The organism is Pararhodonellum marinum, assembly GCF_015354735.1.
Lineage (GTDB): Bacteria > Bacteroidota > Bacteroidia > Cytophagales > Cyclobacteriaceae > Pararhodonellum > Pararhodonellum marinum.
In genome coordinates this window covers 194123-207290 of sequence record NZ_JACEFJ010000004.1, presented here as the reverse complement: position 1 = coordinate 207290, position 13168 = coordinate 194123, and the positions used below count along the sequence as shown (strand labels likewise).

Genomic DNA, 13168 nt, shown 5'->3' with positions numbered 1-13168 from the left:
AATTGGAACATTCTTGAAGGTTGTAGGCACAAAACCAAATTAATGTACATTTTTCGATAAAACTAGTCCCTCACTCAAAAGAAACTTGGGAAAAAAAATTAAAGCCGTCCCTGAAAATTCAGTTATTAAACCCTTTTTATCAATCCCAGTTTTGTCATTTCCTCCAAGTATGACAAAGTGTCCTTTTCGCAAACTTCAGAGGCAATGTCATACTCTTCCATCAATATAGAACAAAGCTCCTGTTTATTTAGCGGATTTTCAAGCAGTTCCCAGATCCTTGTAGCCACAGGATTCAAGGAAAAATATTTACCTTTTTCCAAATCCATCATCACCAGTTCTTCCTGGAGCTTCCCTGAAATCACATCTTCTTTTCTCTGGTACTTGATCATAGCATGTGCCTTTTATAGTAGGCATTTGATTTAAATTAAGGTCAAATATCCAGCTTTGTCCTTGGAATGTCAATGATAGGAGTTAGAATCGAAAGAAATGACTTGGATTAACTCATAGACACAAGCAAAAAAGCTAGATCCTGTGTTTATGGCTCTTTCTTTGGTGCTCCCGATTTCTTTTTTCTCTCTTCCATGGCCTGTAACCAAAAGCCAAATGCTCCAAGAACAAGGATAGCACCTACTACCCATCCGGGAACCTCAAACCATTCAAAATAACGGTTGATCAGGTAAAGCAAAATCAAAACCATGGTACCATAATAAAATGGCTTGATCCACCGCTTCATTTTCTTTTTTGCTGTCGCATGCTCATGATGATGCTGAAAGAAGTCAACAACATGGCCAGCGAACTGACAATGGCTGTGTTGAAATTCACTTCACCTATTTGGTACAAAATCCATGACAACACTAAAATCATCATGGCCAGCCCCAGCAAAATTCTTTGAAATCTTGTTCCTCCCATATTCAGTCAATTTTTTATAGACTTTATTTTGAAACCCTAGTCAAATTGTCATTTGCCTTGGGCATTTTCATTACTTCAGTTTCTTGTATTTGATCCTTTTTGGGGTGACATCACCCAGTCTTTTCTTCTTGTTTTCCTCATAATCGGAAAAATTACCCTCAAACCAATACACCTGAGAGTCGCCCTCAAAAGCCAAAATATGTGTACATATTCTATCTAAAAACCACCTATCGTGGGAAATAATCACTGCACAACCTCCAAAATTTTCCAAGGCCTCCTCGAGTGCCCTGAGGGTATTGACATCCAAATCATTGGTAGGTTCATCCAGAAGCAAAAGGTTTCCTCCTTCTTTCAAGGTCATTGCCAGGTGTACTCGGTTTCTTTCACCTCCGGACAGTACGCCTACTTTTTTTTCCTGATCTGATCCGCCAAAATTGAATTTGCTCACATAAGCCCGTGCATTCATCTCCTTGTTGCCCAACTTGATGAACTCATTTCCTTCCGAAATGGACTCATAGACTGATTTTTTTGGATCCAGATTGTCATGCTCTTGGTCCACATAGGCCAGTTTTACAGTGTCTCCCACTTCGAAGTGCCCTTCATCCGGCTTTTCCCTGCCGGTGATCAATTTGAATAAGGTGGATTTACCGGCACCGTTTGGCCCGATGATGCCTACTATCCCACCTTGGGGAAGGTTAAAGGATAAATTTTCAAAAAGCAACTTGTCGCCATAGGCTTTGGACACCCCATTTACTTCTATGACTTTGGCCCCTAGTCTGGGTCCCGGCGGGATGTAGAGTTCCAGTTTGGCTTCTTTTTCTTTTCCTTCATCTCCGACCAGTTTGTCATAGGCACTCAATCTGGCTTTTCCTTTGGCTTGACGGGCTTTGGGAGTCATTCTTATCCATTCCAATTCCCGCTCCAAAGTCTTCTGCCGCTTGGACTCGGTCTTCTCCTCCTGCTTGAGCCGGTTTTGTTTTTGGTCCAGCCATGAGGAATAATTTCCTTTCCAGGGAATCCCCTCGCCCCTGTCCAACTCCAGAATCCAGCCTGCCACATTATCCAGAAAATACCTATCGTGTGTCACGGCTATCACCGTTCCTTTGTATTGCTTCAGGTGCTGCTCTAGCCAAAGCACGGATTCGGCGTCGAGGTGGTTCGTAGGTTCATCCAGAAGCAGTACATCCGGTTCCTGTAGAAGTAAGCGACAAAGTGCCACCCTCCTCTTTTCTCCACCCGATAGATTTCCCACCATGGCCTCACTGGGAGGGAGTCGAAGGGCATCCATGGCTTTGTCCAGCATCACATCCAGCTCCCAGGCGTTGGCAGCATCCAGTTTTTCCTGAACCTCTCCTTGTTTGTTGATCAGTTTGTCCATGGCATCAGGATCATCCAATACGGCTGGATCCATGAATTTTTCATTGATGGCTTCAAATTCCTTGAGCAGGGCGACCGTTTCAGAAACAGCCTCCTCCACGATTTCCTTGACCGTCTTGTTGGGATCAAGTTTGGGTTCCTGTTCAAGCATCCCCACAGAATAACCGGGTGACCAAACCACTTCACCTAAAAACTCAGTGTCAACTCCTGCAATGATCCGTAACAGGGAGCTTTTACCCGAACCATTGAGTCCCAAAACCCCGATTTTGGCACCATAAAAAAAGGAAAGGTATATATCTTTTAAAACTTTTTTCTGTGGCGGGTAAATTTTGGAAACCCCAGCCATGGAAAAGATGATTTTTTCTGCACTCATTTTTTAATTTTTTCTATTCCCAATAAATTATAAAAACAAAGATGGCAAAAAATAGCCTTTCTTAGGATAAATGCTTTTGAATTAATTAATTTGCAGGAAAAACCAACTATCCACTAACCTATTAAATCATGACGGAGCATCCATACGGATACATTAAGGAAAACAAAGTCTATTTGAAGGGATTTTTGGGTCAGGGAGACAGGGTCATAGGGGAAGTAAAAGAAGACGAAGCCTCTACCCTCCGTTATTTTGAGGACCGCTTTGAATCGGTCAAGGAAAAAATTGCCCAGCTTAAAAAAGAAATAGAGGAAAACCAAAACAAAGGTTCTTTCATGATGAAATTGATCCATCTCAAAGAATCTTTGATGCAATATGATGCCTTGGGAGATTTTGTGCCTTTAATAGAAGAACTGGAAGCCCAGGAGAGCTACTTGGAAGAGATCATCGCAGCCAACAGAGAAAGAAACCTGGAAATCAAAAAAGGCCTTATCATGGAAGCAGAGGCCCTGAAAAACAATACAGATTGGAAAGCCACAAGCGAGCAATTCAGGGAAATCAAGCAACGTTGGATCAAAACAGGTCCGGTTGGAAAGGAATTAGAAGATGAGGTAGAGGGGCAGTTCAATGCTGCCATAGACACTTTTTTCAAAAACAGGAAAAACTTTTTTGAAGGCCTGGCCATCCAAGCCGAAGAAAACATCAAAGTATATGAGGCTTTGGTCAGGCAAGCCAGGGATGCCTTTGATTTACCTGATGCCAAACAGGCTTTTGAAATCAGCAAAAGAATACAGAAAGAGTGGAAAGCCTCCGGCAAGGTTCCTGCTGAAAAAAGACAGCCACTCTGGGATGAATTTTCCAAAATCAATAACCGGATTTTCAGCAGGTTTAAAAGAAATGCCCAGTCCAATCAGCTCAATCCAAGGGAACTAGCCAAGAAGGTTGAGCAAATGACCGAACAGATCAAACAGTTGTCCAAAAAGCCACCTACGCCGGAAAATGTCTCTGCAGCCAGGAGAATTCAGGCGGAGTGGAAAAAGCTCCCTCCGAAAAAACCCAGAGAAGTACAACAATTATCCTGGTCATTCGTATTTTTCTCAGATATCGTTTCTGAAAAATCATTTTTGGACAAGCTTGCCAGATCCAAATATGAAGATTTCAGAGAAAAGTCACCCGAAGAGCAGGATAAAATTAAAATCTCCATTCTCAAAGATTTGATTTACAGAGACCAAAAAGAGCTGGAGACGGTCAAAGAAAACGCCGAAAAATTTAGGACCAATGAAGATGATTTTGAGATCATGCTGAAGCGGAAACTTAGTTCTTACAAGCGTAAAGTCGATGTAAAAAACCATATCCTCAGGGAACTTTCAAACAAATAATCGGTTACCGTTTGTAATCATAAAAGAATTTCTATTTTTGCAACCCGTTACGGCGGAAAACTTTAAAAACTGACACTATGTATTGGACATTAGAACTCGCGTCTTACTTGGAAGATGCCCCTTGGCCAGCAACTAAGGATGAGCTCATTGATTATGCGATCCGTTCAGGTGCCCCTTTGGAGGTTGTGGAAAACCTACAAGAGCTTGAGGATGACGGAGAGCCTTATGAGAACATCGAAGAAATATGGCCGGATTATCCAACTAAGGATGATTTCTTCTTCAACGAAGACGAATATTAAAGAAAGCCCTCCCAGGGCTTTTTTTAAATCCCCAACAATTCTTTCAACTGAACATATCCAGTCTTACTCACTGGAATTTTTTCCCCTGTCCTCAAACGAACGATATGCTTTCCCTTTTCATAAGCCTCGATCTTGGTGATTTCGCTGACTTTGACTAAATAGGAGCGGTGGACCCTAACAAAACTTTGAGGATCCATAATTTTGTCAAAGTATTTGAGAGGTTTATTCTTTAAAAATTTACCCTCAGCGGTGTAAATGTTTATGTAATCATCATTGGCTTCGAGGTATTTTATCTCCGAAAAGGGAATAATTTTGATGCTTTGGTTCATTTTCAGGACAATTCTATCCGCAGGCATGATATCCTCCTTAGGACTTTCTGGGCTTGGGATTTGAGAGGTTTGCTGGTGAAAGCGATCAATTGCCTGGTCAAACCGCTGTTTCGAAAACGGTTTTAGCAAATAGTCAACAGCAAAGGCATCAAAAGCCTTGACCGCATACTGGTCAAATGCGGTAGTAAAAATTACGGCTGGAGAAGAATCAAGCAGTTCCAGCAGTTCAAACCCATTGATTTTTGGCATTTGTACGTCCAGAAACACAAGATCCGGCTGAAGTTCCTGAATCGCTTTGAGGCCTTCGAATCCATTATGGCAAATTTTTAGTATCTCTAAATCTTCATGGTCCTCCAGGTATTCCTCTACCAGGGCCGTCGCCAAAGGCTCGTCATCAATGATGAGTACTTTCTTCATATTGCTTTGGGATTTTGATTTCTGCTGTAAAACTATCCTTTTGAATATCCAATTGAAGGAGATCATTCCTACCGAAAAGCAAATAAAGCCTTCTGCCAATTACCTCAAGACCAAAGCCTTCACCTTTAGGCTGACCAGCTGTGCCATCATAAGGATTCTCCACTTTTACTTTTAAATAAGAAGGATTACCTTCAAAGATAACCCGAATGCATACTTCTTCCAAAGTGCCATATAGGCCATGTTTGATCGCATTTTCCAGCAGGGGCTGCACCAACAGTTGAGGCATCTTTGCCTCTTTTACCTCATCTGGGACTTCAAATGCTACCGTCAATCTGTGTCCGAACCGTATTTTTTCTATGGTAGCAAACAGTCCAAGGTATTCCACCTCTTCAGACACTGATATCCAGCTTTTGTCTTCTTTTCGGATGGTTTTCCTGAGAAAATCAGACAATTGTATGATCATCTCACGGGCTGCATCCGGCTGCCTTTTGACCAGAGAACTGATAGAGTTGAGGCTATTGAATAGAAAATGGGGCTGGAGTTGTTGGCGGAGTTGATGCAATTCCGATTCTTTCGCCATTCTTTCCAGTTGCTTTTCTCTTTCCACGCTTTGCATCTGTTGCTCTAATTTTCCATGAACAATGTGGATCAGGGAATACCCAAGCAAAACCAAAAACACGATAAAGCCCCTCAACCAAGCGGTCTGATTCAAAAATTGATCATAACCAGGGAGATCTTTAAAATACCAATTCAAAGTCCACAGGGAAATTCCTTGAATAAGCAGCATGATCAAGGTAGGGAAGATCAAAAAAACCAATACATTTTTAAGCCTCGGGGCATAATACCTGAAAATATTTTCAAGAACAAAGAAGCCAAAAAACAGGAAGGAAGAAGACAAAGTCGCATCGGTAAGCGCAATCTGGTAAGGCTGACCATAGTGAACCAAAAGGTAAGCCACACCCATTATCCATAAAAGGATAAGGAGTATGGCCATATATCTATTGATTTTACTCTTTTGGAGCAGAGACCTTATCATGGAACCAAGATCGATCAGAATGACTTGATTTCCAAACCACCGAACATCACTGATCCATAAATATGAAGGATTTTTTCAGGGTCTGTAGAGGTAGCAGGAAAAACCCGCTTATCTTCTACCCCGGCAAAAATATTGGTCACATTTACCCTCACATCCCAATGAGCGGGTACGACCAGTTTGACTCCGCCGAAAGCAACCTCCACATTCAAGGCCGCGGGTGAGGGTATATCTGCGGAAGAAAAATCTATGTCCACACCTCCCATGATGGCGGAGACTTTCCCACCTTTGAAATTTTTAGAAATGATCCTTCTTTGGTCACTGGAAAAGAGTGCCTGTGAATTGATCACATCCCCGCTTTCTTCAAACTCTCCCTTAGTGAAACCATCAAATCCCACTTCCGAGGATTTTCCTACTCCTGATTGAAAATTGAAATCCTCCGAGAGCTTGTTTTTTTTCAAGGTCTGATTCAAAATGAAAAAAGTACCTAAGATAATTAATCCAATTGGAAGCAAATACGGTTCGACCTCATGAGGGAAACCTATTTCTCTTTTGATCAAGAAAAAGCCCCCTATAAGCAAAATGACATATCCGAAAGCGCTTTGGAATTTTTGCTGTACAAGAATCACGATACCTACTGCCACAAGTGCCATAGGGAAGGAAAAAAACCACCCCGGAAACCAGATTCCTAGTCTTCTTAACAGGATGAATGAACCTACTGCAAGTAGGATGATGCCCAAGGTATAGTTGGTGCTTCGATTGGTGTAGTTTTGTTTAGTTGCCATGATGCTGTGCTTTTAGAAGTTTAACTTGAAACAAATCTAAGCCAAGTCCCTCATGAGAGAAATACCCATTAGGTAAGCAACAGACAATACTCGGTGAAAGCTTACTTTTTCTCGGTAAAATTAACCTGGTTTTTAATCTACATGCTCCGAGATTAGAAATCGGGCGTAGACCATGTCCTCCGGCGTGGTGATTTTGATGTTTTCAGGATTGCCCGCTATCAAAGTAACCTGCCAGCCTTGGTGTTCATATACCGTGGCATCATCGGTAAACTGACGCAGTTCGGGGACGCTAAAAGCCTGTTTGATTTTATTTAACTGAAAAGTCTGCGGCGTTTGAACCATCCGGAAATACTCTCTTTCCTGATAAAAAGATTTATCATCATCTGTAAGTTTACGGATGGAATCCTTGACCGCCACCACAGCTATGGCACTCCCTGACCTTAGGGCAGTTTGAAAACTCTGGGCAATGACCGCTCTTTTCACAAATGGTCTAACCCCGTCATGAATGGCCACTAAACCTTCTTCCTCCGAGATGCTTTCCAGTCCATTTCTGACCGACTGAAAGCGTGATTTTCCACCGGCAACAAGGGTATGGGGAATATTGAAATCAAATTTTTCCTTAAGCTCCTCCCAAAATTCAAAATCCTCCTTTGGAATCACCAAAATCAGCTGTAAATGAGGATCATATTGGTGGAACCTCTTCAAGGTATGCATTAGAATAGGCATCCCTCCTATTTCAAGGTATTGCTTGGGAATTGGAGTCCCCATTCGGTTGCCTTGGCCCCCTGCTACTATGATCGCAAATTTCTTCATGGTATATTCAAAGTCACAAAAGTACCTTTATGTCTGCCAATACACATTAAGTTAGGATCAAAAATAATTTAATTGTGCAAAAAAAAAGCCCCAAATCGGAGCCATTTTTTATCATAAAATTAACATTGCATCTCCATAGGAGAAGAATTTATATTTTTCCTTGATTGCTTCCTGATAAGCTTTCATGATCAAGTCGTACCCTCCAAATGCAGATGCAGTCATCAAAAGGGTTGATTCCGGCAAGTGAAAATTGGTGATCAAGGCATTGGCTATTTTGAATTCATATGGAGGAATAATGAATTTGTCTGTCCATCCGCTGCTTGCCTTCAACCTATTATTGGCAGTTACTGAGGATTCGATGGTTTTTAAGGAGGTGGTACCCACAGATACCACTCTTCTTTTATGGTCCAAAGCTGAATTGACCAAGTCCACTGTCTTTTGAGGAATATCGTAGTTTTCTGAGTCCATTTTATGTTTGGTAAGGTCTTCTACATCCACCTGACGGAAAGTTCCCAATCCAATGTGCAATGTAATAGGACTAACCTCCACACCTTTTATTTCAAGGCGTTTGAGCAAATGCTTGGTAAAGTGAAGTCCTGCGGTAGGGGCAGCTACAGCACCTACATGTTGGGCATAAATGGTCTGATAACGTTCTCTATCCTCAGTTTCTACTTTTCTGTCAATAAATTCCTTTAGGATAGGTGTTTCACCCAAGGTGTCTATGGTCTTATAGAATTCCTCGTCAGTTCCATCAAACAAAAAACGGATAGTTCTGCCTCTCGAGGTAGTATTGTCAATCACTTCCGCTACTAAATCGCTGTCCCCAAAATAAAGCTTGTTTCCAACCCGTATTTTACGTGCAGGGTCTACCAATACATCCCAAAGTCTGAGGTCTTGGTTAAGCTCTCTAAGCAAAAAAACTTCAATTTTGGCACCGGTTTTTTCTTTGTTTCCGTATAACCTGGCAGGAAACACCTTGGTGTTATTCGTGACAAAGACGTCACCTTCTTGAAAATATTCAATGATATCCTTGAATACCCTGTGCTCAATCTTACCGGTACTTCGGTGAACTACCATCAGACGGGATTCGTCTCTATTTTGAGGTGGATATAGGGAGATTAATTTTTTGGGAACTTCGAACTTGAAATCGGATAATTTCATAGGTTGTGTTAAAATGATGCTGCTTGCTTTTTTTACAATAAGTTTGTAAAAACTGCAAAGATAATAAGAAATATATCTATTTCTACTTAACTTGTCAATAACTTTATAAACAAATCTGCCGTGGCTTTGATTAGACTTATCTGGGAAAGTATCCGTTTCGCCTTTCAGGCTTTAAAATCCAACTTGACCAGAACAATTTTATCTTTATTGGGAGTTACAGTGGGTATTTTTTCGATTATAGCTGTTTTTACTTTGGTAGACTCTCTGGAAAAAAACATCAAATCAAGTTTTACTTTTCTTGGCAGCAATGTCATGCGGGTCGACCGCTTTCCTTTCGCCGGAGGTCCCGATATGCCTTGGTGGAAGTACATACGAAGGCCTGCATCCACTTTTGATGAATTTATTTTCCTGCAAAATAAGTTGAAATCAGCAGATGGAGTCACCATTTCTGCAAGCGCCAATACCATACTGAAACAGGCCAGTAACTCCTATGAAGGAGTAGGGCTACAGGGCGTACACTCTACCTATGATGATGTATATGAGGTCAAATTAAAATCAGGTCGCTTTTTTACCGATCAAGAAGTGATGGCATCCAGAAATGTAGCCATTTTGGGGGTAAAGGTGGCCGATGTCCTGTTTCCTGGAGAAGAACCTCTTGGCAAAGAAATGAAAATTAGGGGACAAAAATTCTTCATTATCGGCATCTTTGAAGAAGAAGGTGAAGGACTTTTCAATATCAGTTCTAAAGATGAAGCCTGCATGATTCCTTATGGAGCATTCAGCAAGATGTATACTATAGGTCGGTATGGCATAGAGCCCACGATTGCCGCAAAAGGTAAAGAGGAAGACATCGGTCTAATTTCTCTTGAAAACGAAATGGCTGGATTGCTCAGGGCAAAAAGAGGTCTGAAACCCTCAGAAGAAGATAATTTTGCCCTTAATAAATCAGAGTTTATTCAAGATGCCATCGGTTCGGTTTTTGATGTGATCAGTATCGCTGGTTGGGTGATAGGGGGCTTCTCCATATTGGTAGGTGGATTCGGTATCGCCAATATCATGTTTGTTTCGGTAAAAGAAAGAACCCATATCATCGGGATACAGAAATCATTGGGAGCCAAGAATTATTTTATCCTGTTCCAGTTTTTGTTTGAGGCGGTGTTTTTAAGTTTGATTGGAGGCATGGCAGGTTTATTCCTGGTGTACCTCATTACTTTTATTCCTTTAGGTACCTTGGTGGTCTCCATTTCATTAAAAAATATTCTACTCGGGCTCGGGCTTTCTTCTGCAATAGGTATGTTTTCCGGCATAATACCTGCCGTTATGGCCGCAAGGCTGGATCCTGTAGAGGCCATTAGAGCCAATTAAAGGAGAATGCATTCATAAAAAAAGAACCCTGATGACTAGAAGGCATCAGGGTTTTTTTGTCAGTACAAATCAAGGCATTTACCTATTCTTCGATGGGTTTTTCTTCTTTAAGACCGTTGATCCCGGCTTTGTCTTTGATTTTCTTTTCCAGCTCTTCCATCAATTCGGGATTGTCCAGCAGAAGTGACTTCACCGCATCCCTGCCCTGTCCCAGCTTGTTGCCATCGTAAGAAAACCAGGATCCTGCCTTTTTGATGATGTCAAACTCCACGCCCAGATCAATGATTTCCCCGACTTTTGAAATGCCCTGTCCATACATGATGTCAAACTCCACTACTTTGAATGGAGGGGCCACTTTATTTTTGACCACCTTGACTTTGGTTCTGTTGCCTAGAATATTGTCAGCTCCTTCTTTGATTTGCCCGATCCTTCTGATATCCAATCGGACGGAAGCATAAAATTTGAGTGCATTTCCACCTGTTGTGGTCTCAGGGTTGCCAAACATCACCCCTATTTTTTCTCTCAGCTGATTGATAAAAATACAGGCACATCCGGATTTATTGATCGCTCCGGTAAGTTTTCGAAGCGCTTGGGACATCAATCTGGCTTGTAGACCCATTTTGCTGTCTCCCATATCTCCTTCCAGCTCCCCTTTAGGAACCAAGGCAGCCACGGAATCAATCACTATGATGTCAATTGCCCCAGATCGAATGAGGTGTTCGGCTATTTCCAATGCTTGTTCGCCGTTATCCGGTTGGGAAATGAGTAGATTCTCGGTATCAATTCCCAATTTCTCCGCATAAGTTTTGTCAAAGGCATGTTCTGCATCTATGAAAGCAGCCAATCCACCGGCTTTCTGTGCCTCAGCGATACAATGCATGGTGAGCGTGGTTTTTCCTGAAGATTCCGGTCCATAAATTTCAATCACCCTACCCCTCGGGATTCCTCCGATTCCCAATGCCATATCCAATCCAAGAGATCCTGTGGAAATGGCAGGAATATCCAACACCTTGTTGTCACTCAGCTTCATTACAGTGCCCTTGCCATAGGTTTTTTCCAGTTTGTCTATGGTCAGTTGTAAAGCTTTTAATTTTTCATTATTTGCACTCATAGTCTTCGGTAAAAATCTTCAATATTAATTTAACATGTGAAAGTAAAGAATCAGAATCGGATAACCAACGGAAAGGGTAACCATTGTTTTCCAAATCCGTTTTACTAATTTTAACAAAGATACAGATTTTGTCCATGTAGATTTGGTATTACTTTTGAAGCATACTTTATCCATGAGAATTCAATTTATGCGTACAAAGATAATAAGCAGTATTGCCCTTTGCCTTTTTTTATGGTCAGCCAAACCCATGCACAGCCAGCAAAAAAACCAATCCTTTAATTCTGGAGAAGAGTTGCTGTTCAATGTCAGCTATGGATGGATTGGCCTTGCAGATGCAAAACTGGTCATTTCAGACAGCATTTTCACCATCAACGACCATCCAACCTACAAAATTGACGTATTCGGCAAAACCAAAGGGCCTGCAAGTTGGTTTGGCAAGGTCAATGACAACTGGGGGACTTATTTGGACACTGCCAAAATTCTCCCCCATCAATCCTACAGGCACATTCAGGAAGGCAAATACCGCAAAAACGAAAGAGTACATCTGGACCAAAAGGCCAAAAAAGCCAAAATGGAGCTTTATGACCGTGAGAATAAGGAATTGGTAGAAACAAAGTCCTTTGACTTACCCGGAACTGTCCAAGATATTGTGAGCGGATTTTATTACTTGAGGACCATTGATTTGAAAAAATTCAAATCAGGAGATGCCGTTACTATCCCAGGTTTTTTCGACAAAGAAATATATAACCTAAACTTAATATACCAGGGAAAAGAAAGGATTTCCACTCCTGTCGGTACGTTTGACACTTATATATTCACTCCACAAATGCCACCCAACAAATTGTTTAGGGGGGAGTTCCCGGTAAAGGTTTGGATTTCTGATGACAAAAATAAGATTCCAGTTAAAATTAAGGCCAATCTTGTGGTGGGCTCGTTAGATATGGAAATTGTCTCTGCTAAAGGATTGCGTAACAATTTGGTGACAAAGGATTAACATTCGGATAACATACTTGACTGTTTTTTAATTTTTGTTTGTTTTTAGATTGGATTACCTGGTCTAGAAAGCCAAACCTAATGGTTCTTTTTCTAAATTAGCACCGGATTAACCCCACAAAATCCCCACTGATGAGTGAAAAACAGAAAGTCAAAATTTTAGTTGTTGACGATGAGCCGGATATCATAGAGATACTGACTTATAACCTGGAAAAAGAAGGCTACGAAGTAGCTTCTGCAGAAGACGGTATCAAAGCCGTGAAGACCGCCATCAAATTCAAGCCAGATGTAATCCTACTCGACATCATGATGCCTAATCAGGACGGGGTAGAAACCTGCCGGCAAATCAGGGACATCAGCGACTTGAAAAATACATTCATTATATTCTTGACAGCAAGATCTGAAGAATACAGCGAAGTAGCTGCATTTGATGTCGGGGCGGATGATTACATTACCAAACCCATCAAGCCGCGGGCTTTGGTAAGCAGAATTTCAGCTTTGTTCAGGAGGGACTCCAAAAAAGAACAGGAGGTATCTCAGATCAAAATCAAAGACCTTACAATAGACCGGACCAGTTACACCATTGACAAAAACGGGAAAACCATCACCCTTCCCAAAAAAGAATTCGAACTGTTGTATTTCCTCGCAAAAAACCCTAATATGGTTTTTAGTAGAGATGACCTTCTTCAAAATATCTGGGGGGCGGACGTTTTTGTATTGGCCAGAACGGTTGATGTGCACATTCGCAAAGTCAGAGAAAAGATTGGAGAAAATTACATCACTACTGTTAAAGGAGTAGGATATAAATTTGATCTGGGGTAAATAAT

At 41.4% G+C, this 13168-nt stretch carries 15 protein-coding genes; 5 read left to right on the top strand and 10 right to left on the bottom strand.

What is annotated here, in order from left to right; translation table 11 throughout:
- Positions 1–125: 125 nt before the first annotated feature.
- The 4 genes from H1A14_RS10265 to ettA form a co-directional block, all read right to left on the bottom strand.
- Positions 126–389: a PqqD family protein gene (locus H1A14_RS10265; RefSeq protein ID WP_194776164.1), complete on the bottom strand. Its 264-nt coding sequence runs from the start codon at positions 387–389 to the stop codon at positions 126–128.
- 146 nt (positions 390–535) lie between these two features.
- Positions 536–733, bottom strand: coding sequence for a hypothetical protein (locus H1A14_RS10260; RefSeq protein ID WP_194776163.1), 198 nt, complete (start codon positions 731–733; stop codon positions 536–538).
- Positions 730–909 carry a hypothetical protein gene (locus H1A14_RS10255; protein ID WP_194776162.1) on the bottom strand — a complete coding sequence of 60 codons (180 nt, stop codon included), beginning with the start codon at positions 907–909 and terminating at the stop codon, positions 730–732. The genes H1A14_RS10260 and H1A14_RS10255 overlap by 4 nt, the downstream gene beginning before the upstream one ends.
- Positions 910–979: 70 nt before the next feature.
- Positions 980–2659 (bottom strand): energy-dependent translational throttle protein EttA, encoded by a 1680-nt coding sequence (gene ettA, locus H1A14_RS10250; RefSeq protein ID WP_194776161.1) that lies wholly within the window; start codon positions 2657–2659, stop codon positions 980–982.
- Positions 2660–2787: 128 nt separating this feature from the next.
- On the opposite strand from ettA, the gene H1A14_RS10245 reads away from it, so the two are divergent.
- Both H1A14_RS10245 and H1A14_RS10240 read left to right on the top strand, forming a co-directional pair.
- Positions 2788–4035: a DUF349 domain-containing protein gene (locus tag H1A14_RS10245; RefSeq protein WP_194776160.1), complete on the top strand. Its 1248-nt coding sequence runs from the start codon at positions 2788–2790 to the stop codon at positions 4033–4035.
- 77 nt (positions 4036–4112) lie between these two features.
- Positions 4113–4334 (top strand): DUF2795 domain-containing protein, encoded by a 222-nt coding sequence (locus tag H1A14_RS10240; RefSeq protein ID WP_008625540.1) that lies wholly within the window; start codon positions 4113–4115, stop codon positions 4332–4334.
- A 23-nt stretch (positions 4335–4357) separates the two neighbouring features.
- Here the strand turns inward: H1A14_RS10240 and H1A14_RS10235 are convergent, their stop codons facing one another.
- The 5 genes from H1A14_RS10235 to queA form a co-directional block, all read right to left on the bottom strand.
- Positions 4358–5080, bottom strand: coding sequence for a LytR/AlgR family response regulator transcription factor (locus tag H1A14_RS10235; RefSeq protein ID WP_194776159.1), 723 nt, complete (start codon positions 5078–5080; stop codon positions 4358–4360).
- Positions 5058–6074 (bottom strand): sensor histidine kinase, encoded by a 1017-nt coding sequence (locus tag H1A14_RS10230; RefSeq protein ID WP_228527717.1) that lies wholly within the window; start codon positions 6072–6074, stop codon positions 5058–5060. The genes H1A14_RS10235 and H1A14_RS10230 overlap by 23 nt, the downstream gene beginning before the upstream one ends.
- Before the next feature lie 56 nt (positions 6075–6130).
- A complete protein-coding gene (locus H1A14_RS10225) occupies positions 6131–6898 on the bottom strand; it encodes a LiaF transmembrane domain-containing protein (RefSeq protein ID WP_194776157.1) in 768 nt (255 codons plus the stop codon).
- A gap of 132 nt (positions 6899–7030) precedes the next feature.
- The gene (locus tag H1A14_RS10220; protein WP_194776156.1) at positions 7031–7711 is read right to left on the bottom strand and encodes a 2-C-methyl-D-erythritol 4-phosphate cytidylyltransferase; all 681 of its coding nucleotides are present in this window, start codon (positions 7709–7711) and stop codon (positions 7031–7033) included.
- A 111-nt stretch (positions 7712–7822) separates the two neighbouring features.
- The gene (gene queA, locus H1A14_RS10215; protein ID WP_194776155.1) at positions 7823–8872 is read right to left on the bottom strand and encodes a tRNA preQ1(34) S-adenosylmethionine ribosyltransferase-isomerase QueA; all 1050 of its coding nucleotides are present in this window, start codon (positions 8870–8872) and stop codon (positions 7823–7825) included.
- A gap of 120 nt (positions 8873–8992) precedes the next feature.
- On the opposite strand from queA, the gene H1A14_RS10210 reads away from it, so the two are divergent.
- Positions 8993–10237: an ABC transporter permease gene (locus H1A14_RS10210; RefSeq protein ID WP_194776154.1), complete on the top strand. Its 1245-nt coding sequence runs from the start codon at positions 8993–8995 to the stop codon at positions 10235–10237.
- 82 nt (positions 10238–10319) lie between these two features.
- Here H1A14_RS10210 and recA read toward each other — a convergent pair whose 3' ends face one another.
- On the bottom strand, positions 10320–11348 hold the full coding sequence (gene recA / locus H1A14_RS10205) for a recombinase RecA (protein ID WP_194776153.1): 1029 nt from the start codon (positions 11346–11348) through the stop codon (positions 10320–10322).
- Positions 11349–11535: 187 nt separating this feature from the next.
- Between recA and H1A14_RS10200 the strand changes: the two genes are divergently transcribed.
- Both H1A14_RS10200 and H1A14_RS10195 read left to right on the top strand, forming a co-directional pair.
- Entirely contained in the window at positions 11536–12342 is an 807-nt protein-coding gene (locus H1A14_RS10200; protein ID WP_194776152.1) for a DUF3108 domain-containing protein, read from the top strand.
- A gap of 131 nt (positions 12343–12473) precedes the next feature.
- Positions 12474–13163, top strand: coding sequence for a response regulator transcription factor (locus H1A14_RS10195; protein ID WP_194776151.1), 690 nt, complete (start codon positions 12474–12476; stop codon positions 13161–13163).
- Positions 13164–13168 lie beyond the last annotated feature (5 nt).